Source organism: Pontibacillus marinus BH030004 = DSM 16465 (assembly GCF_000425225.1).
GTDB classification, from domain to species: Bacteria; Bacillota; Bacilli; order Bacillales; family BH030062; genus Pontibacillus; species Pontibacillus marinus.
In genome coordinates this window covers 71,336-91,856 of sequence record NZ_AULJ01000008.1, presented here as the reverse complement: position 1 = coordinate 91,856, position 20,521 = coordinate 71,336, and the positions used below count along the sequence as shown (strand labels likewise).

At 36.9% G+C, this 20,521-nt stretch carries 19 protein-coding genes and 1 pseudogene; 4 read left to right on the top strand and 16 right to left on the bottom strand.

What is annotated here, in order from left to right; genetic code table 11:
* Nucleotides 1-232 precede the first annotated feature (232 nt).
* From H514_RS0101635 to H514_RS25135, 4 genes are all read right to left on the bottom strand, one after another.
* Complete coding sequence (locus tag H514_RS0101635; RefSeq protein ID WP_027445375.1) at nt 233-904, bottom strand: GGDEF domain-containing protein; 672 nt, start codon at nt 902-904, stop codon at nt 233-235.
* The gene (locus H514_RS0101630) at nt 817-1,923 is read right to left on the bottom strand and encodes a PAS domain-containing protein (RefSeq protein WP_027445374.1); all 1,107 of its coding nucleotides are present in this window, start codon (nt 1,921-1,923) and stop codon (nt 817-819) included. Before H514_RS0101630 ends, H514_RS0101635 begins: the two co-directional genes overlap by 88 nt.
* 375 nt (nt 1,924-2,298) lie before the next feature.
* A complete protein-coding gene (locus tag H514_RS0101625; RefSeq protein WP_027445373.1) occupies nt 2,299-2,487 on the bottom strand; it encodes a YqaE/Pmp3 family membrane protein in 189 nt (62 codons plus the stop codon).
* Between the two features lie 587 nt (nt 2,488-3,074).
* A complete protein-coding gene (locus H514_RS25135) occupies nt 3,075-3,416 on the bottom strand; it encodes a transposase (RefSeq protein WP_051254978.1) in 342 nt (113 codons plus the stop codon).
* A gap of 517 nt (nt 3,417-3,933) precedes the next feature.
* Here H514_RS25135 and H514_RS25405 point away from each other — a divergent pair.
* Nucleotides 3,934-4,128 (top strand): aspartyl-phosphate phosphatase Spo0E family protein, encoded by a 195-nt coding sequence (locus H514_RS25405; protein ID WP_027445372.1) that lies wholly within the window; start codon nt 3,934-3,936, stop codon nt 4,126-4,128.
* 115 nt (nt 4,129-4,243) lie between these two features.
* Here the strand turns inward: H514_RS25405 and H514_RS22250 are convergent, their stop codons facing one another.
* The 5 genes from H514_RS22250 to H514_RS0101585 form a co-directional block, all read right to left on the bottom strand.
* Nucleotides 4,244-5,464, bottom strand: a complete 1,221-nt coding sequence (locus tag H514_RS22250) for a polysaccharide deacetylase family protein (protein ID WP_051254977.1) — start codon at nt 5,462-5,464, stop codon at nt 4,244-4,246.
* A 151-nt stretch (nt 5,465-5,615) separates the two neighbouring features.
* The gene (locus tag H514_RS0101600; protein WP_027445371.1) at nt 5,616-5,861 is read right to left on the bottom strand and encodes a hypothetical protein; all 246 of its coding nucleotides are present in this window, start codon (nt 5,859-5,861) and stop codon (nt 5,616-5,618) included.
* A gap of 117 nt (nt 5,862-5,978) precedes the next feature.
* A complete protein-coding gene (locus tag H514_RS0101595) occupies nt 5,979-6,950 on the bottom strand; it encodes a bile acid:sodium symporter family protein (protein ID WP_027445370.1) in 972 nt (323 codons plus the stop codon).
* Between the two features lie 252 nt (nt 6,951-7,202).
* A complete protein-coding gene (locus tag H514_RS0101590) occupies nt 7,203-7,403 on the bottom strand; it encodes a cold-shock protein (protein WP_027445369.1) in 201 nt (66 codons plus the stop codon).
* A gap of 249 nt (nt 7,404-7,652) precedes the next feature.
* Entirely contained in the window at nt 7,653-8,618 is a 966-nt protein-coding gene (locus H514_RS0101585; protein WP_027445368.1) for a helix-turn-helix domain-containing protein, read from the bottom strand.
* Between the two features lie 341 nt (nt 8,619-8,959).
* On the opposite strand from H514_RS0101585, the gene H514_RS22245 reads away from it, so the two are divergent.
* A complete protein-coding gene (locus H514_RS22245; RefSeq protein WP_051254976.1) occupies nt 8,960-9,673 on the top strand; it encodes an ATP-binding protein in 714 nt (237 codons plus the stop codon).
* A gap of 61 nt (nt 9,674-9,734) precedes the next feature.
* Here H514_RS22245 and H514_RS0101575 read toward each other — a convergent pair whose 3' ends face one another.
* The 5 genes from H514_RS0101575 to H514_RS0101555 all read right to left on the bottom strand — a co-directional run bounded on the left by H514_RS0101575 (nt 9,735) and on the right by H514_RS0101555 (nt 16,141).
* On the bottom strand, nt 9,735-10,565 hold the full coding sequence (locus tag H514_RS0101575; RefSeq protein WP_027445367.1) for a nuclease-related domain-containing protein: 831 nt from the start codon (nt 10,563-10,565) through the stop codon (nt 9,735-9,737).
* Between the two features lie 37 nt (nt 10,566-10,602).
* A complete protein-coding gene (locus tag H514_RS0101570; RefSeq protein WP_027445366.1) occupies nt 10,603-11,223 on the bottom strand; it encodes a hypothetical protein in 621 nt (206 codons plus the stop codon).
* Between the two features lie 232 nt (nt 11,224-11,455).
* Nucleotides 11,456-12,892, bottom strand: a complete 1,437-nt coding sequence (gene pepV / locus H514_RS0101565) for a dipeptidase PepV (RefSeq protein WP_036841707.1) — start codon at nt 12,890-12,892, stop codon at nt 11,456-11,458.
* 113 nt (nt 12,893-13,005) lie between these two features.
* On the bottom strand, nt 13,006-14,637 hold the full coding sequence (locus tag H514_RS0101560; RefSeq protein ID WP_027445364.1) for an amidohydrolase: 1,632 nt from the start codon (nt 14,635-14,637) through the stop codon (nt 13,006-13,008).
* 58 nt (nt 14,638-14,695) lie between these two features.
* Nucleotides 14,696-16,141: a sodium:solute symporter family protein gene (locus H514_RS0101555; RefSeq protein WP_027445363.1), complete on the bottom strand. Its 1,446-nt coding sequence runs from the start codon at nt 16,139-16,141 to the stop codon at nt 14,696-14,698.
* A gap of 202 nt (nt 16,142-16,343) precedes the next feature.
* Between H514_RS0101555 and H514_RS0101550 the strand changes: the two genes are divergently transcribed.
* Both H514_RS0101550 and H514_RS24175 read left to right on the top strand, forming a co-directional pair.
* Complete coding sequence (locus H514_RS0101550) at nt 16,344-17,939, top strand: sigma 54-interacting transcriptional regulator (protein WP_036849030.1); 1,596 nt, start codon at nt 16,344-16,346, stop codon at nt 17,937-17,939.
* A gap of 120 nt (nt 17,940-18,059) precedes the next feature.
* A pseudogene (locus tag H514_RS24175) lies at nt 18,060-18,158 on the top strand (helix-turn-helix domain-containing protein); the annotation flags it as partial.
* A 180-nt stretch (nt 18,159-18,338) separates the two neighbouring features.
* Here H514_RS24175 and H514_RS0101545 read toward each other — a convergent pair.
* Both H514_RS0101545 and nagA read right to left on the bottom strand, forming a co-directional pair.
* On the bottom strand, nt 18,339-19,205 hold the full coding sequence (locus H514_RS0101545; RefSeq protein WP_027445361.1) for an ROK family protein: 867 nt from the start codon (nt 19,203-19,205) through the stop codon (nt 18,339-18,341).
* Nucleotides 19,206-19,217: 12 nt separating this feature from the next.
* Complete coding sequence (nagA, locus tag H514_RS0101540) at nt 19,218-20,402, bottom strand: N-acetylglucosamine-6-phosphate deacetylase (protein WP_027445360.1); 1,185 nt, start codon at nt 20,400-20,402, stop codon at nt 19,218-19,220.
* Between the last annotated feature and the right edge of the window lie 119 nt (nt 20,403-20,521).

Genomic DNA, 20,521 nt, shown 5'->3' with positions numbered 1-20,521 from the left:
TTTCCCCTACTTTTAAAATTTGCTAAATCTAATATTACTAAAATAGCATCTAAAAATCTATAATAGCTGTAAGTTTTAAAGGAAAATGGAATTTCTTAATTACACTAACTTAATTATTTGCTTGATCATCCACCTCTTTACAGTATCATTGCAGTGGTGGACAGTCACTTATACAAAGTGACAATGAATCCTATCCCTATGTCCCTCTTAGCCAAAAAAAGTGTTTGATCCGCTACCATAAAGAGTATTGTTTTCTCTCAGCATAGATTCTAAAACAATCTCTCCCTCTCTGCTTAGCATCATATAAAGCATCATCTGCCTGTTTTAACAGATCCTCTTTACTAATATCATCTCCGTAATAAAAGGATATCCCTATACTCGTACCTACAAGAATCGTTAAGTGACCAATTTGAAAAGGTGTTTTCATTGATGATACAATGCTCTTGGCAATTTTAGTAGCATCTTCTTTTTTTCTAATATCTGGTTGAACGATGAGGAACTCATCTCCACCTATACGTGAGACAATAGAGTTATCACTAACCTTTTGTTTAATCCGATTGGAAAATTCTTTAAGAACTTCGTCTCCAACTTCATGACCATATGTATCATTAATTTGCTTAAAATGATCACAATCTAAAGCAAATAAGGCTAGTGGTCTTTTACTTCTTTTTCCTTTTTCCTTTGCATTCTCTAAGGCATTATCAAACATCCTGCGGTTAGGTAGGTTTGTTAAATGGTCATGTAGAGCTTGGTGCTTAAAAGTTTCCTCGCGTTCTTTTATTTGACCAATGTCTCTAGATATGACGATAATCCGATCTACATTGCCGGAAATATCAAGGACAGGGGTTCCCTTTGCTTCAATCCATAATGTTTCTCGATCTTTTGTGATTCTCCGAAATTCCACACTCTTTGATTGCTCGTGTGAACGATGTTTTTTATAAAGTGTTGGATTTGATTCATATCATCTCCATGCGCAAATGTAAGGATAGACTTATTTACATAAAACTCTGGAGATAGCCCTAAAGTATCTTTATGAGATGGAGAAGCATAAAGAATATTTCCGGTGGGATCAATTACCGTCACTAAATCAGAGAGATGGTCTGCAATTTGGCGGTATCTTAGTTCACTATCCCTTAATTGCTCAGCCATTCTTTTGAATTCAGTAATATCCTTATACATGGCAACACCACCTAGGAATTTACCATTCTCCAAAATAGGTGTATAAGAAGAAATAACATCGATTGTATTACCGTCTTTAGTTAAACGTTTGGACAAATGATTTTCAATGACTTCTCCATTTGTAAGCTTTTCAACAATTTCGCCGAAATCTTCTTTATATTCTGTTGGGATAATGCTCAAAGATGGATCATTTAATAAATCCTCTTCTTTCCATCCTAATAGTCTTGTAAACCCAGGATTTACGGTTACATATTTCCCGTTCGAATCAAACGTAAATACAGCATCTGCAGCATGATTTAGAATCATGTCCAATTTGGCTTTCTCTAACTTCAGCTCATGTTCCTGCTCTTTACGTTCGGTAACGTCATGTGTAATAGATATGAGGTATTCACATTGCCCCTCATCATTTAAGACCGGAGTAACTCTCGATTCATAATACCTTTTTTGCAGTTGTTTCGCAGTTTCGTCGTGAATGAATATCTCTGCTTCATAAGATACTTCTTCTTTTGAGTGAACAGCTTTTTGATAATTTTCTATAATGATATCTGCTGAAGCTTTCGGCATGATTTCATGAATGGTTTTGCCTATCAAATCTTTTGGCAAATTACTTTTTTCCATAGCTGCGTTATTTACATTCCTATAGCGAAAAGTACCATCTTTCTGTACATCTATTAAGAAAACCATATCCTGTATGCTATTAAAAATAAGGTTTAAATGTTGATAGTGTTTAATGGTTGAAAACATAAAGATTTTATTTGCCTCCTTAATGTCACCAACTATTATGAGTATTTTCTGATGCTTTCATCAGTATTAGACAATAATTCAAGTGATAATTATAGTTTATAAGTGAACTAGTTCTAAAAAATATAAAGGGGTAAAATGATAGATATAACTTCCTTTATATCTAATACAAACTTTTCCCTTTGATTTGAATTGCAAAAAAGATCCTGATCGCAAATATACGACCAGGCAATATAATCAGAGAACTTATTATTATATAATGAATGAAAACAACCTGATATTAAACACAAAATGATCCAAAAGTCCCCTAAAGGATATGTAGGGTTCATCATGATACATAGAATAGTTGTCCTCTTATATTTAAAGTGATATACAAATTTAGGTTAGATTTTCTTCATGCTTCTTAAGATACTCTTCTTCCCGAGAATCGTCTATTACAAAAAATGCATGGATAATGGCAGGGATAATGAAAAATAACCATAAAACTAGATTTAATAAGGCTTTCTTGGGTTCCCCTACTACCATAATAGCTGCTGGGGGAAAAAGGACTGCTAACACGTAGACCATAAATTTCACCTCCTATCTCCATTTTACATTTTAGATGTTGTGAAGGGAATAATAGTATAACAAATTAACCCAAAATAATAGACCTTAATTCCTGATTCATTAGAATTATTCAAATGAATTTCAAGAACTCCTTTTGATTGAAGAATTCTTGGACTTTATCCTAAGGAGATAGCTTTATTTTGAATTGTTGTATTTTTTTGAGAATATTGTAATATATAGTTATAAAGTCACATGAAAATTATTTTGAGGTGATGAAGCCTTTAAACAATTTTTAAAGGAAGGGATTCATGTGGAAGAAAACGCAAAACCATTATTACATTAAAGCACATACCTTCAGTGGTCTTTTATTGTTCGTGATGCTCATAAAATTTACAAGCGTATATCTCCTTTTAAAAACACTATACCCAAAATCTTCATTTCAGGAGATGAAGATCATCCTTTAATTTCCTTCACTCTTTTCAACACCACATTTCGCTCCCTCCCAGAAAGTGACTTCACCTGAGGAATCTCTAAATTGCCAAGGACCTCCATAATAGCGCCTCTTGCCTCCTCATCTGTCAAACTCACCCGCCAATCTCCCCAAGCACTCAGACACTCATCGCTTTTACAGGGTTCATATGGATATAGCGTACGACCGTCGCAAGGTAGCTGTCCGATTCAACCACTTCGCTTTTGAAACGGTCCTGAAACAGATGCCCGTTTGTCCTATATGTCCAGTTGTAATAAGAAGCATAACTAATGCCGAGCCTCTTCATCAGTGCCGAGATGCTTTTGTCTTTCTCCTTAAGCAAAAGGTGCACATGGTTATCCATCAGACACCAAGCCAGTACCTGAATCTCATTTTCAAGCTTGTATCGTTTCAGTGTATCCAGGAACCGTAACCGGTCTTCATCCCTATGAAAAACGATTCGCTCCTCGTACAATAACATGGTAAATGCCACTTCTACTCTTTTTCCTGGGTTGCCTTGGCATAGTATCGATCCCTGCCTTTCTGTTCAGAAAAAAGAAGACTTTTCTTATGGGGGAATATCCCAAATACTTTTAGGTGAACCTGGTATCCATCGAGAACTTCAATCCAATACAAGTCATTTCCCAAGGCATTCGGATCCTCCTCCTGAGGAAACAATTTTATCTTGTGAAGTGCGAACGAGGCTTTTTAAATTCTATGGTGGAGGAATATAGTCAAATATGTAATTCTCTCGTATAAAAATGATCATTCAAGTTGCTGTTATATAATGAAAGAGAATATTTGGTTTGGACAGTTCTAGCCTTTCTCTCTTATTTCACAAACATACGAACCGTTTCTATGTTTTTCTATGTTTTTTTGTTCACTAAATTGACACACAGTAACTTAAAAAATATGTACCTTTTCAACTTATTATTTGTTAAAATTTATCTTGTTTTTAGTATATATTACCTATTACATCACCAAGGAGAATTGCCTATATGTTTACATCATGTAAATGCCTTTCGATTGAGGAAACTAAATTTATAATTAGTATGTTGAGACAGAGAATGATCAACGTGGGACTAAAAAAAGGGCTTAACCACGCACATACTATTGAGATTAGTCAGATATTAGATATATATCTAACCGACCTTCAAAATCGTAAAAATCAGATTCGAACCTCTGTTACCTAAGTCATAGAGAAAATTTGTAATTAGAGACCAAGCATATCAAAGGGACGGTTCTTCTGTTTGTATCTTTTTTCACAAATAGAAGAACCGTCCCCATGTTTCTTCCCCATGTTTCTTCCTAATTACTTATCTTCCTATCAAAATCTTGTAAATCATGCTCTGGTCCAATACCTTGGCGCTTGAGTTCTAGTAATGAATCCCCTATTTGTACCTTTCCTGGTTTTGTTGTAAATGCCATACGAAATCCACTATCTTTTAATGCTTGCAATGCTTCTTCATCATATTGGCCAAATGGATATGCAAAGTAATTCACTTCTCCATATGGAGTTAACATTTCTTGATTAGTTTGCAGATCATGCATGATTTCTTGATAAGATTTCATAATCATTAAAGGGCTATAGTTTACGTCACGGCTATGTAGTCCATGTGAATGAGCTTGAAAACTAAATATCTGGGATTCATTCATCTCATCTATTTCAGTAATACTAATAAATTGAAGCGTTTCTGGGTTAAAAGGTGTAGGATCTTTTCTAGTTCGGTTCGTAATCGTAAACTCAGCTACCTTAAATCCATACTTTTTTAATATTGGATAAGCATATAAATAGTTCGTTTTTAATCCATCATCAAACGTAATCGCCACAACTTTTCCTGTAAGGTTTTCTTTTCTTAATAAATACCCTTCTAGTTCTTGAAGCGTTATAACTTTATATTCATGATCAGCAAGATATTTCATATTTTCATTGAAGAAATCTAATGAAATAGTAGTCGAGATGTCTCTATAATTTTTGTTCTCGTTATCTTTTAAAATATGATGGTACATTAATACCGGAACCCCTGTATCCATTTCAGTTGCAGGTTTATAGATATAACCGATACGGCCACCTATTGTGATCTCCCACCAGTTCTCTCCATAACTCCTGACGACAGCATAACGCATATTAGGATTTATCTTCGCAAATGGCACTAATGTACCCGAAACGTTATCATATACCGTTACATGATCTCTTGTTATAATCATTTGATTCTGATCATGTTTTTCTTCTAAAAGCTTACCAGTAAAACCTGAATTCTCCACAATGACTGTATCACGTTTAAGTACCTGTCCCAAACCATGTGAAAAGCGAATTTGATAATAGTTACCACTTTCCCCCTCAACTTTAATCGTTTGACCCTTCTCTAAACTTCCTACTTTTATCCGCTCACCCGCTATTTCATCGTATATCATTGTTCGTTTGGTGGTCTTTATGAATTCATCACTAGTTTCTGCAACAATATGTTGCTCTGTAAAAATGGTGATAAAGACGATCATAATTCCTGATAATATCCAAAAACTTTTCAACCAACAACTCCCCCCTCTTTTTGTAGTTCTTTTTCATCATATCAAAAGACCCGAACAGAAAATTGTCGCTTTTTGACGAAGGAAGCAAACATAGGGACGGTTCTTCTGTTTGTGTGGCTATAAACAAACGAAAGAACCGTCCCCGGTTTACTCATTCTTCAACTTTCAATAAAAAGTTTTTCAATTCTTCCCTTGTAATTTTATCACTCTCATAATCAAGTACAGTTTCAAGAATGGGATCACCTGTTATTCCTAAAATGTCTCGAAATAATGAATAGGTGTTTAAACGGTCGAAAATTGTTGATAAATCAATTCCTATATCTTCAGCTTCTTGAAATATTTTATGTTCTTCTTTACCTATATCCGCTAATCTCATTAATATTTCAATTTTATTCACGGGTTTTCACATCCTAAACAATTATTTTGTTTAACGTAACTAAGGGACGGTTCTTCTGTTTGTATCTTAATTCACAAACAGAAGAACCGTCCCCATGTTTGCGGTGAGGATCAGGCACTAAGCTGAAACTTCTTCATTCTTATCTGTATCTTTGATTTCGTCTTTTTCTTGCTGCTTTCGAAAGATCGTGGCAATAATTGGGCCTGAAATATTATGCCATACACTAAAAATGGCACTTGGCACGGCGGCTAACGGGCTAAAGTGAACCGCTGCTAAGGAAGCACCGAGTCCGGAATTTTGCATCCCTACCTCAATTGAAACAGCTCTACTTTTCGTTTGGTCCATTTTAAATAATTTCCCTAAGCCTAGGCCTAATAAGTAGCCAAGCCCGTTATGTAAAACAATAATAGCAAATATAAGTGCACCGGTTTCAGCGATGTTTTCTTGGTTTACACCTACAACAGCCGCTACAATTGCCACAATAGCAATTACTGAAACAAGAGGCAATGCTTTAATACCAGCTTCGATTTTTTCCCCTAAGAAGTATTTAACTAAAAGACCTAAAATAATAGGTACTAGAACAATTTTAACAATGGATAAAAAAAGCGCTCCTGCTGATACAGGTAACCATTCACTAGCAAAAAGTAGCATAAGTAATGGAGTCATAATTGGTGCTAAGACAGTTGATACAGCGGTAATCGCAACAGATAAGGCTGTATCTCCTTTTGATAAATACGTCATAACATTTGAGGAAGTTCCTCCAGGACAGCACCCGACCAAAATAACACCAACTGCGACTTCTGGTGAAACAGGTAGGATTGTGACTAGTGCAAAGGCAAGAAAAGGCATAATAATAAACTGAGCCCCAACACCAACAGCCACCTCTTTTGGACGACGTAAGACTTCTTTAAAGTCATTAGCCGATAGCGTCAGACCCATACCAAACATAATGATTCCTAATAAAGGAACAATGTACGGAACAATCCAAGTAAACCCGGAAGGAAAAATAAAAGATAAGGCCGCAAATAGTAATACCCAAATTGCAAATGTGCTCCCTACAAAACTACTGATTTTTTCTAAAGTTCTCAATGATATCACTCCTTCAAATAATTTATTGTCAGATTATACATTATATTGCGACAATTTAAAACATTAAATTGATAATGCTTCACAGAAATTAATAATTGTAGTGCCTGGCACCACTCGGTTTTTGCCGAATATAAAAGTGCCTATAAAAGTGCCTGACCCCCACCACGTTAATGCTTTAATGGAGTGGGGATCAGGCACCAATTTGGACAAAAAAAGCTCTTCCCTATATAGGGAAGAGCTTTTTTGGATGATTTATTGTTTCTCAACATTAGCTGCTTGTGGTCCGCGATTACCTTGCTCGATTTCAAAAGAAACAGCTTGACCTTCTTCTAATGTTTTGAAGCCTTCTTCATTAATTGCAGAGAAGTGAACAAATACGTCGTCTCCACCTTCTACTTCAATAAATCCGAAACCTTTGTCTGCGTTAAACCATTTTACTGTACCGTTACTCATTTAAATTCCTCCATGTGCATTTTGCACAAGTATTACCATTCTTGCTCTAACAATTTCTTTAAGATGTATCAACTTCTTAGGTCTATTATTCCGAACAACAATTAGTTAATTTTTATTATATCATAGCATTTAAACAAAGCATAGGATTCATTGTAATTCTTTGTAGTGCCTCTTTGTAGTGCCTGGCACCACCCGGTTTTTGTCGAATAATTTTTGTTGAAAAAACACAAAGTGCCTGACCCGCACACGTCATTTTCTTTCTTTATTAGCAAACTTTCTTTTTCTTTCTTCATTAGGGTTCATTTGTTCAGAGAATATTCCTTTATTAAGTAAATCAATTTGTTCTTGGATCGCTTTCATCATGTAATCAAATTTGGGGTTATTTTGTATTTCAAAAACATGAAGTGCTTTTTTATTATAATCAAGTGCCAAATCCTTTTCTTTTGATAGGGTGTATAGGTCACCTGCACCCATATATAATTGGCCAAGGCAGTACATTTGATTATTCTTTATACAAATCTCAATTCCTTGTTTGTATTTTTTCAAAGACGTTTTGGGGTCAACAATTTGGTTATTCGCCGCCCAGTTTATCAGGATTCTAATCAAAACCTTTTCGTCCTTTGGTCTGGTTAACCTCTCATAAGCATCCTCAGCCTGATGAAAATATTGATTAGCTTCTTCTACCTGCCCTATGTCATGATAAAAACAAGCAATACTATTTAAGATATTAATTTCGGTTTCTGTGTAGTGGTATGGGCTTGGACTAAGTGACAATGCCTCTTTTGCTAGAGCAATGCCTTCTTCCGGAGATTGGTTCACCCGTACTAAACAGGTGCTTTCATGCCACATAAGAACTTGTAAGTACTCTGGAGTGTTTTTTATGGCAGGGTTATTTTTCCCTTTTTTTATAAGCTCATAGGCTTCTTGGTGTCTTTGAAGCCTAATTAACCTTACAATTTCATCTATAGTATCCTCGGCATATTCAATACTTTCGCTTCTAGTCATCTTTAGAAAAGTTTCAAACTTTATCCCCAAACGACTAACGAGTAAATAAAGAATATTCAATGTTGGCTCTGTATCACCTTTTTCAATTCTTACATAGTTGGATTGCGTACAAATATCATGACAAAGTTCTTTCTGTGTCATTCCTCTTTCCTGTCTTAAACTTTTAATTACCATTCCAATTCGATGCTTATCATAAGGGAACTCTTTCATTGGAATACTTCCTTTTAACGTTTTATTTTCATAGCAATAAATCTTATACGTCCATTATAGTAAATTGACTTCCTTATAAACAGATGATGAAGAGGCATTTAGCCAAAATAGTGTATGATTCAATTTTTCATCTAACAAACAGAAGAACTATCCTCATTTTTATGCAGTTCAATATCTCGATACTCCCCAATGAAAAATGGAGAAAAATGAAGAAAACAATGGAAATTTTTAATAAAATGGCGAGATTTGATGATTTATAGCTTTTGAGGAAGGGATTCATATGTGAGACTTTTATAAAGGGATTAACTGAAACACACTAATGATCATAGGGGGGAAGTTCTTTGTTGATAGAACAAAACTTGGATAGCCATAAGCACTTGAGAGATAAAAAGGAAACAACAGAATCTGATAAAATTCCCTTCATAGGAGAATTATCCACTAGTGTTATTCATGAAATCCGTAACCCGCTCACAACTTTAAAAGGTTTTATGAGTTTGCTAGAAACAGAAACAACAAATAAAGGCAAAGAATACGTAGGGATCATGAGAAGTGAAATAGAACGAATAGAAAAGATGGCAAATGATTATTTACACTGCTCCAAACCTCAAACCCACCAAGTTCAACAACAAAACATCGTTGCTTTAATACAGTCCGTCGTGTTTCTGCTAGAGCCCTCTGCTCAAAATAAACAGATCTCTATCCATAGCAATTTTAATGATCAGCCTATACATATAAAATGTGATGAAGTACAAATAAAGCAAGCGATCATAAATATTATCAAAAATGCAATTGAAGCAACACCAAACCATGGAGAAATCATTGTAGATATTAAACAAAAGGATCACACAGTTTTAATATTGATCAATGATAATGGATCTGGGATGTCTCAAGAACATTTAAATCAATTAGGAATTTCTTTTTTTACAACTAAGGAAACTGGGACAGGGCTAGGATTGATGGTTACTTATAACCTCATTAAAAATCATGGTGGCCAAATCGATGTCTCTAGTAAAAAAGGAGAAGGTCCAAGCTTTTTGATTCAATTACCTTATTAATATCTAGGGGACAGTTCTCTTGTTTTTATTTCATAGACTAGAGAACTGGCCCCCTTTTTGTTTACTTCATCTCTTTCTGGTGTTCAAAACAATAAACCTTCCCATCAAACTTCTTATTCGACATACAATAGCTCTTCACCTTATCTGAAACAGGTTTATCACATACTATACACTTTGCGGACCCAGACGTTTTTTTCTTCACCACACTCTTCAAGGCTTCTTTGTGTTTATTCAACACGGCAGGATCTGAGATATGAGCCTTCTTTAAGATAGTGTTTAAAGAAGTAATATCTTGCTCACTCAATAGCGGTTCCTTATGTATCAATTTTTGAACATGTACTTTCCGTTTAATAAACTCAGTCAATTCTACATCGTACACTAGTATCTCCGAGGATTTAATGTCTCTTAAGTCAGTTTCTACTTTAAAGGTGCAACGTTTAGTAAAGGAAACCATGGAAATAAAATGATCATGAAAACGTGGTTCAATTATATGTTTAATAGCTTCTATATGACCGTAGTTCTGTATAAAAGGATTCATCATTTTAAACTTTCCATTAACTGACCAAGTCTTTCTTTTCTTCCCACCATAAATGGTTCCTTGATAGTTTTTCGTTTCAATCACAATGATTCCATAAGGAGTTAGGATGACATGGTCAACCTGTGAATAACCAGACTTAGATTGTGGGTTCTCTATTAATAAATCACTAAGGTATCTATATTCATCCGGAAGTTGATCTAATTGGATATCAATTTTGTACTCACCCAGTTCACCTTTTCGATCAGCAACCTTTTGGGAATGTTGAGTTTTCTTCTCCACTTGTTTTCCATTGCTTTTATCTGTTTTGTTCTTATCTTGCTTTTTACTTTTGAAAATATTTAGGAACACGACCATCCTCCCCCTTTATTTGTCTAACAATAAACAAGCTTCTCTAAAATAAAGACTGTACCGTTTCTTTGAAGTACGGATATAACAGCCTAGGACTAACCCGATAGGCTGGGTGATAAAAATCTATAAATATGGTATCTAAAGCATGGCCAATTTGTGCCCCCGACGATGTCCATTCACTTTCTAAACCAAGTATGTCTTTTACTACGGAAAAAGTCCCTCCACACACTACGATGTCTGGATTAATAATCTTGATCTCTTCCCTCCAAAGCATTTGATTATCTCTCGCATGCTCCCAGATTTCATCCATATTACTTGAACCACTTCCACCTGACTTTTTAAGGTTGGTTGTGGCTACATAACGGATCCCATCCCCAACATGCTTCTTAGCATTCTGATAGGGGGGAAAATTGAATTGTGCTCCGTACACCCACATTCCAACATTCCTCCATATAGGCCGGAACTTCTGATGGTGTATCTGATTATTCAAATGCTCGGGAAGAGTCCATTCATCACCATTTGTATCGTTTACTTCTTTTAAAAGCATTAATACTTTAATAGAACTACTCTGAAACTTATTCTCATCAACAACTCCACCGGGTATAAAATGTTTTCCATTTTTCCATCGTTCGTAAAGAACATTTAGTTCTGAAGTTATACTCAAATCTATCCCCCCTCTCCATATCAATAGATTTAAGTAAAATTATAACAAAATTTCCAACAAATCATTGACCTAAAATATGATAAACAAAACGAATCATACAACATTGGACGAGGTACAAATGCAAAATAATAAGTGCCTGACCCCCACCGCTCTATAGCATCACCGCAGTGAGGGTCAGGCACTTATAAGATTATTCGACAAAATCCGGGGCGTGACAGGCACCACCCGAATCTTAACCTTCTAAGTCAGATAAATTCCCTAATTCATACAGTGCCCGTGCATAAATGGCTGTGGCTTTCAACAGATCATCAATATCAATATATTCATCAATTTGATGGGCTGTCATGGTTTTTCCAGGGAAAAGCGCACCAAACGCAACTCCGTTTTTAAGGAAACGAGCGTATGTGGCACCACCTGTTGTTAATAAAGTTGCTTCCTCACCGGTTTCTTCTTCATATGCTTGTTTCATCACCTGAATGGTTGGATGATTACGATCCACATAGTGAGGTTCTTTTTGTCTAATCTCACTAATCGCAAAATCATAGGTCTTACCTGCCCTTTCGACCATATCGATTGTATGATCATAATCGGTATTTATCGGACAGCGAATATTTAAGTGGATTTCTGCTTTTCCCCCTAATTCATAACGAAACACACCTGCATTCACAGTAAGTGGCCCCATTTCCTCATGCTCCACATCTATATCTAATCGTTTTCCATAGAAATCTTGATACATTCTGTCATGAACAAATAGAATGAATTGACTTCCCTGCTCATCAAACGTATAACGGGATAAGAAATGTGCTAATTGGAGGGCAGCATTCACCCCATTATAAGGTTCCATCCCATGAACAGAAGTCCCATTCAGATGAAACTCGATTCCTATCTCTTTATGCTTGGTATATCCCGACAAGTTTTCTTTGTGACAAAAATCCTCAAATTCTTGTATAGCCTCCTCTATCTTCAATGGATCATGAAACTCAACAGTAGCTACACATTCATCGGGAACCATATTGATCCGTTCCCCACCATGAAACGTTTTTAATGTACAATCCCCACCATCAGTCGAAGGAATAGATTTTGTAAGGGTGGGATTGATCTGTCCTTTTTCAGCATAAATAATCGGAAAGATCGCATCTGGGGAAAAGCCATAAGAAGGTTGTCCTTTCTCTTCCACGTATTTCTTCATACCACGCATGCCACTTTCTTCATCTGTACCAAAAATCAGGCGGAGCTTATGCTGTAAAGGTAATTCTAGTTCTTTAATAATCTTCATGGCATAAAAAGCTGCCAGGGTTGGTCCTTTATCATCAATAGCTCCTCGTGCGTATAACTTCCCTTCTTTTATGACAGGTTCAAAAGGAGGGTGGCTCCATTCACCTGAAGCTGGCACAACATCAAGGTGACCAAGCGCAACAATGGGTTCGTCTCCTTCACCAAGGTCAGCCCAACCTGCATATCCATCAAGTTGATCCGTTTCAAAACCATTCTGTTCTGCAAGATTTAGCATCCAATCAAATGCCTCACCAATCTTATCTCCCATTGGCCGCCCTGGGCTCGCTCTCTCCAAATCTTTTGTACTTTCTATTTTCAATAACTGTGTTAAATCATCTAGGAGTTCCTCTTTCCGTTTCATTACTTCTTCATAGAAATTGACTTGCTGTGACATGTTCGAGTCCTCCTTTTCCACAATCTATATATTTGTTTTCCACATCTATCATATCAGAAAACAAGTGCCTGACCCCCACCACGTTAAAGTATCACCGCGGTGGGGGTCAGGCACTAATAGAATCTCTCCCCTCCAATAATCGTCTTCAAGACAGAAATATCTTTAATCTCCATCGGGTCAATAGCTGTTGGATCCTGGTCAAGCACGACTAAATCAGCTCGCTTTCCCATTTCGATGGATCCCGTCAGATTTTCTTCAAAATTCAAAGCCGCTCCGTAAATGGTCATTGATTTCAATGCTTCTTCAACCGATATTTTTTGCTCTTCTCCGAGAACTTGTTCACTTCTCGTTACACGGTTTACCGCAGCCCAGACAGAAAACAATGGAGAAATAGCTGTTATAGGGTTATCCGAATGAAGTGTATATAGTAAGTCCTTATCTACCGCATCTCTAAGTGGATTCATTCTGCTAGCACGATCTGGTCCTAAAAAGATATCTCGGTGTCGGTCTCCCCAATAGTACACATGATTGATGAAAAAGGAAGCTGCTATATCATACTCTTTCATGGTATCTAAATCAGATGGCTTGGCTGTTTGAAGATGCTCGATTCTATGACGATGATCATCTCTAGGCTGACGATCCAATGCACTAGTGTAGGCTTCAATAATGGAGCCTATTGCTGCATCTCCATTACCATGAGTCGCAATACGAAACCCTCGTTCATGCATTTCTGAGATCATCTCATTAAACAATTCTTGATCAAACACCAATTCTCCAGTTACTTCTGGATGTTGATAATAGGGCTCTCGTAAAGCACCTGTCAGTCCTTGAATCGAGCCATCCTGAAAAAATTTCGCACTATCTAATGAAGCGCGACCATCCGTTTCCTTTTGAATATAGCGGTCCAACTCCTTAGCATCCATGCCATCGAATGGTCCTCCATCACGCAGTAAATGGTGAAGAATCATAAATCGCATTCGCAAAGGATTCTTTCCACTTTGTAATGCTCTGACATGGGTATCAAACTCTTTCATTCCTTGATCAAGTCCCACACCAGCATCCGTATTCGTCGTAATGCCAACACTTAAATAATCTTCAGCTGCGTATTGAATTTTCTCAGCGAGCTCATCTACTGTTTTTTCTGGTAAGCTATTAAAAAAAGGCTCCATTGCTGGGAATTCATATAACACACCATTCAATCGACCTTCCTCATCTCGACCATAATGACCCCCTGAAGGATCCTTTACATCTTCACTCACTTCAGCTGCCTCGATCGCTTTAGAATTAACGACAGCCAAATGCCCAGAAATGTGGCGGATCATAACTGGCTTGTCAGGGGACACCTCATCTAGTTCATCGCGGGTAATATGACGTTTATCTTTTAATAGCGTATCGTCATACCCCCATCCAATCAGCCATTCGCCTTCAGGAACCTCTTTCGTTTGTTTTTTCACTCGATCCAAAATATCTTGTATGGTCTTATTCGGGGGTGTCGCACAATCAATCTGCTCCCGCGTTTGTGAATATAAATAGAGGTGGTTGTGAGTATCTACAAACCCCGGGATCATGGTCTTCCCTTCTAAATCAACGACAGTAGCCTCTTTTGAAACTGGATCACCTGGTTCTTTTTCATTCCATATCCCAGTTATTTCACCATTCCATGTCGCAATCGATCCTGCTCTACTCCCCTCTTCATCTAATGTCAAAATGGTTCCATTTATATAAACGTAATCCGCTTTAATCATGTACATACATCCTCCTTGATTTACTAGAGGTGCCTGCCAAAGACAGGCACCTCTGATCTTAGGCACTGTAAGAGTTATTGCTCTTTATTTTAGCTCGTTCAAAATCCTCAAAATAAACGGCCTTTATCTTTTCGCTTTCAGAATGACTCGTGATGAGACTAATGCCTACAACGGTCACCAGAGACACACCAAAGCCTACAAGCGTTTCATTCCAACTTGTTTCGAGATAAGGCCAAATTACTGTTACAACAGCTGACGTGATCATACTAATGAATACCGCCCGCTTTGTAACCCCTTTCCAGAACATGACTGCTAAAAATGGAATGACAAGGGTTACAGCTGATAAACGCAGCGCCCATTGGTACATTGTAATGATATCTGTGATTAAATACGCCACAATTAAGCCAAGAACTGATATAACCACAACACTGATACGGGAGACAATCATTAACTCACGGTTATTGGCTTCAGGATTAACCAAACGATGATAAAGGTCATTTGTTAGATTCGAACTCCCTTGCAAAATAAACGAGTCCGCTCCTGTCATAAGGGCAGAAAGCAATCCAATAAGAATAATCCCACCTAATGCAGGAGGCAGCATATCAACGGTGACGTAAGAAAAAATTTCATCTGGATTCATATCTGCAGGAACAAACTGCCTAGAGATTACTCCAATGGCATATGGAAAAATTGAAATAAATAAACCAATGATGAGAGCCGTAAGCCCCGCAGTTTGAGCCACTTTCTCTGTCTTAGAAGCAAATATACGTTGCCATGTTGATTGCCATATAATGTAGAATGGCCCCACAGATAACGCAAACAGTAATACACCTGACAACCCAGCATTACCTAATGGCGTTAGATATTCATCTGAAGTTTTCTCTAGAATCTCTGAAAAACCTCCACCATAATTCAGGCTCGCCCCGAATAGAAGAATAATTCCAACCACTAAAATAACTGCCTGTACAGCGTCCGTAATAATCGTGGCAGGCAATCCGCCTAAAATCGTAAAGGCCAAAATAAGTCCAAAAGAAAGTAAAATTCCCCATGTGAACTCAATCCCAAATGCCCATTTGAATACGGTAGACATCCCTACAATTTGTAATGCCAGTGTAGGAACCGAATAAATAAATGCTGATAATATAGAAGGAAAAATACCTAAACGACTACCAAATCGTTCACTGAACAAATCCGCTAACGTAAACAAACGCTGACGACGCAGCGGTTTGGCAAATAGTAATACTAGTAAAATACTAAACAAGTACGCCGGAAGAGCAAATTTAAAGAATCCTGACATACCTACATTAAAGCCCATTCCAACCCAGCCTATAAATACCGCTGCTCCACAAAATGTACTAATAATGGTCCCGACAATCGACCAGAAACCCATGTTCCACCCTGCAATCAAATAATCTTCTGAGGATTTTACTTTAAAGAAATAATAAAACCCCATTCCAAATAAAAACGAAAAGTAAATTATGAAATACCCCAAATACCAACTCATAATACTAGAACCCTCTCTTATGTATGAAAATTCGACATATTTTGACTCTATGCCTGACACCATACTACTAAAATTAAATAAATTTTCAAAATAATAACTCTATAATAGTGTGCCTGACCCCCACTGCTTTAAAGCGGTGGGGGTCAGGCACCATACGATGTGATAAAATAATACGAAACAATCCAGCATTGGAGGCGAAACAGTGCAACTACACCAAACCGCTCAAATCAGCGAAGCCATCGAACACTTTTCAGATTCCAATATCGATATCATTGAAGTCATAAACGATGAAGGTGAGATCATCGGCACCCTATCCATAGAAGATATGCATGACATATTAGATAGCGGCAACCTAAGTAAATCATTGGGAGATATATTAGCAGCTCAAATACAAAAGAATCATGAAATAAAAACCAAAACTGACCACCAATACAGCGAAATCCTAGACAGCCCCATCTTCACAGACATTATCAATTCCCTTCACGATGGAGTGTTCATCACGAATGGTGAAGGTGTCACTGTAAAAGTAAACAAGTCCTATGAACGTATAACAGACCTAAAAGCTGAGCAACTCATTGGCTATCATATGGATGATGTAATTAAAGCTGGTTACATATCCAAATCTGCATCTCTGCATGTGTTAAAAGAAAAAAGACCCGTAACACTCATGCAGAAAATCGCAAATGGCCGTAATATCATTGTTTCAGGAACACCTATCTTTTCGAACAACGATGAAATCCTCTATGTCATTAATAGTGTAAGAGACATCACAGAGTTATTAGAGCTCAAGCACCAAATTGAAGACCTACAAGAATTAAAAAACCTCAGACAGAGTTCAAAAGAAGCATACTCCAAAACTGAAGAGTCACCTTTTTACGCGAGTGACAAAATGAAAAACCTCATCACCATCATAGAACGGGTGGCAAAAACAGACGCCCAGGTTCTCATGCAAGGTGAAACAGGTGTCGGAAAAACGATGATTGCAAAGCATATTCATGAGAAATCGAAACGCTCTAGCAAAAGCTTTCTAGAACTAAATTGCGGCGCCCTCCCTACCAATTTAATCGAAGCTGAATTATTCGGCTATGAACCAGGAGTATTTACCGGCGCTCTCACCAAAGGGAAAAAAGGACTACTAGAGGTTGCGGATCAGGGCACGTTATTTTTAGACGAAATTGGAGACTTACCTCTAGAACTCCAGGTCAAACTATTAAAAGTCATTGAGGATCAAGCCTTTTACCCTGTTGGTTCATCAAAACTTAAGCACATTGATGTCAGAATCATTGCAGCATCTCACAAGAATCTGAAGAACCTAGTTGAAAAAGGGGACTTCCGCGAAGATCTATACTATCGATTAAACGTCGTACCGATCCGTATTCCTCCACTACGTGAGCGTACAAAAGAAATTCATGCGATGACGCAGCATTTCTTGCAAGAATATAATTCAAGCTATGGATTCAACAAAACCATTACGCTTGATGCCCTAGATGCTTTATATGACTATGAATGGCCTGGGAACATCCGTGAGTTAAAAAACTTAATTGAACAGTTAGTCGTGATCACACCTGAGGATCAAATTACGCGAGAGGATCTACCTGAAGAACTTACCCAAAGTCGGGACGACGCCAAACGAAAAGACGATCAAGAAATCCTCCCTCTTAAACAAGCAATTGAACAAGTCGAACGAGAAATGATCACAAAAGCGATGAGAAAATATAAAACCACAAGAAAAGTAGCGGAAGTTTTAGAAGTAAGCCAATCAACGATCGTACAGAAAATGAAAAAATGGGAAGGGTGATTAGATTTTTAATCACCCTTCCCATTTTCGATTGATTTCCTGTTCAAAATTTCGAACCTTTTATGACAACGCTTTAATTGTAAACCGCTCCATTGTCGTTATTTTCAGAAATTTATCGTTGTTCGATTATCAACATTAGAGGCGATTTGTAAGTCATTAGATTGCCAGCTTGGGGATATTTTGGAATACCGTAATGATGAAGAGAAACAGGATTCATAAGGTTTTAGTTTATAAGAGAGCAGAAATTCACTAAAAAGGGGGAGTTAATCATGAATACAACCATTCAAAGAGATTCACGGAAAAAACAATGAAAGAACAAATCTTGAGACCACTAAACCAACTCGTTCGTTTTGGTTGGGACAGGCTCTGTCATGCTTATTTCTCAAAACCCTATGCTAACTAACATGACCGTTCAGCTAATGCAATAGCCCCTAACAGTCCCGCGTTATCCCCAAGACCAGGAGATACAATATAAGAGTCGAGTTTATCTAATTCCTTTGATTGCACATAGTCATTTAAATTTTGTTTAACCTTATCACGTATTATTGGTAATAATTTCTTTTTCTTCATAACTCCACCACCTATAATAATCTTTTTAGGTGATAATATGAGTATGTAATTTGAAATTGCTTGAGCTAAGTAAAAAGATTCAAATTCTAGTAGTTCTGGATATTCTATGAGGTCTTCCCCTTTTTCTCCCCATCTTTCTTCAATGGCAGGGCCTGATGCTAGTCCTTCTAGACAATCTCTATGATATGGGCATATTCCTTTAAAATGATCCTTTGGATGTCTCCTAACTAATATATGCCCCATTTCCGAGTGGGACATCCCATGTAAAACCACCCCTTCAGTAACAGCCCCTACACCGATTCCAGTACCTACAGTTATATAAATACAGCTATCCAATCCTTTGGCGTTTCCCCATTTCATTTCACCTAAAGCTGCGACATTAACATCTGTGTCCAATTCAACAGGAAATGGAAACCTCTTAGTTAATTCACCTAATAAATTTAACTGACTCCAGTATGGCTTAGGGGTATTCTTGATATAACCAAATGTTTTACTTTCCTTATTTAAATCAATTGGACCAAATGAGCCTATGCCAATTGCCTTGATATTCTTATTATGAAAGAACATAAAAATTTGGTTAAGTGTTTCATTAGGCGTAGTTGTTGGGAAGCTAGTTCGTTCAACTAATTCCCCATCTTCTGTGCCAATACCACATACGACTTTTGTGCCACCAGTTTCAATTCCACCTAAATATATTCTCATCACCCCTTACCGTATTTTTTGAATAGCATCATAAACAATCTTCCCTCTACAAATAGTAAGAATTATCTCTCCTTCATGATTAACTAGAATAATATCAGCATCCTTCCCGGTATGTAAGGATCCTTTTCGTCCATAAACTCCTATATGTTTAGCAGGATTAGTTGAAGTAATTTTTGTTACAATTGAGATATCATTATCTATCCATTTCATAAAATTTTTGCGTGCTTTACTCATCTTCAGAACACTTCCTGAAAGTTTACCCTCTTCATTTATTACTTTATTATCTATAACAGTGACAACTTGACCTCCGATATCATATGAACCTTCATCAAGAAATTTAGCTCTTATAGAATCAGTTACTAAGATTATGTGATCAGGACCTTTTAATCGATAGGTCAGATCTGCTATTTCAGGCGTAAGATGATAACCATCCAAAATCATTTCAGCAAACACTTGATTAGATAAAAGAGCTGCACCTGCAGTACCCACATCGCGGTGGTGAATGCCAGACATCCCATTAAATAGATGTGTAGCATGTGTTATTCCATTATTTATAGATTCTCTTGCTTGATTATATGTACAATTCGTATGCCCTATCGAAACAATGATTCCAAGTTCTTTCAAATGATTGACGAGTTTATAATTTTCATCTTCTTCTGGTGCCATAGTTACTAATTGAATAGATTTCCCCGATAACTGAAACCATTTATTAAATAATTCGATATTTGGTTTTTGGATATACTCTTCTAATTGTGCACCCCGTTTTTCTATATTAAGAAATGGACCTTCCAAATGAACACCAATAACTTCAGCACCATTAGAATTACTAGTAAGCATAAAATCCCGGACATTTTTTAAAGCATTTTCAATAGTACCTTCTGCATGAGTTAATGTTGTCGCTAAATAAGAAGTTGTCCCCTCTTTTGGCAGTGCTTTTGACATTGTTTCTAATGCTTCCTGTGTACCATCCATTATATCTGCATTATTTGTTCCATGAATATGGAGATCTATCATCCCCGGGAGCACCCAGCCTTGGTCTTCACAATCAATAACTCGATCAAATAATATATTTTGAAAGGCTTCATTATCCCCAATCTCATTTATAAACTCATCCGTTATCCAAATGGATGCTTTGTCAATACTTTCTTCTCCGGTATGTATTTTTGCATTTTTTAGTAATATATTAGACACTTTTCACTCACCCTTACAAATTAATATCATCACATTGTGAACATAGGTAAGAGTTTTTTCTTCGATGGTAATTATACTGATCGTGCTATTCCTCAATACTTTTACATTATATGGGTGAA

Bases quoted from the DNA above. Each gene is read 5' to 3' on its own strand.
- H514_RS0101630 (WP_027445374.1), bottom strand. From the start codon at position 1,923: ATGTTTTCAACCATTAAACACTATCAACATTTAAACCTTATTTTTAAT.
- H514_RS0101625 (WP_027445373.1), bottom strand. From the start codon at position 2,487: ATGGTCTACGTGTTAGCAGTCCTTTTTCCCCCAGCAGCTATTATGGTA.
- H514_RS25135 (WP_051254978.1), bottom strand. From the start codon at position 3,416: ATGTTATTGTACGAGGAGCGAATCGTTTTTCATAGGGATGAAGACCGG.
- H514_RS25405 (WP_027445372.1), top strand. From the start codon at position 3,934: ATGTTTACATCATGTAAATGCCTTTCGATTGAGGAAACTAAATTTATA.
- H514_RS0101590 (WP_027445369.1), bottom strand. From the start codon at position 7,403: ATGAGTAACGGTACAGTAAAATGGTTTAACGCAGACAAAGGTTTCGGA.
- H514_RS0101585 (WP_027445368.1), bottom strand. From the start codon at position 8,618: ATGAAAGAGTTCCCTTATGATAAGCATCGAATTGGAATGGTAATTAAA.
- H514_RS0101575 (WP_027445367.1), bottom strand. From the start codon at position 10,565: ATGGTCGTGTTCCTAAATATTTTCAAAAGTAAAAAGCAAGATAAGAAC.
- pepV (WP_036841707.1), bottom strand. From the start codon at position 12,892: ATGTCACAGCAAGTCAATTTCTATGAAGAAGTAATGAAACGGAAAGAG.
- H514_RS0101560 (WP_027445364.1), bottom strand. From the start codon at position 14,637: ATGATTAAAGCGGATTACGTTTATATAAATGGAACCATTTTGACATTA.
- H514_RS0101555 (WP_027445363.1), bottom strand. From the start codon at position 16,141: ATGAGTTGGTATTTGGGGTATTTCATAATTTACTTTTCGTTTTTATTT.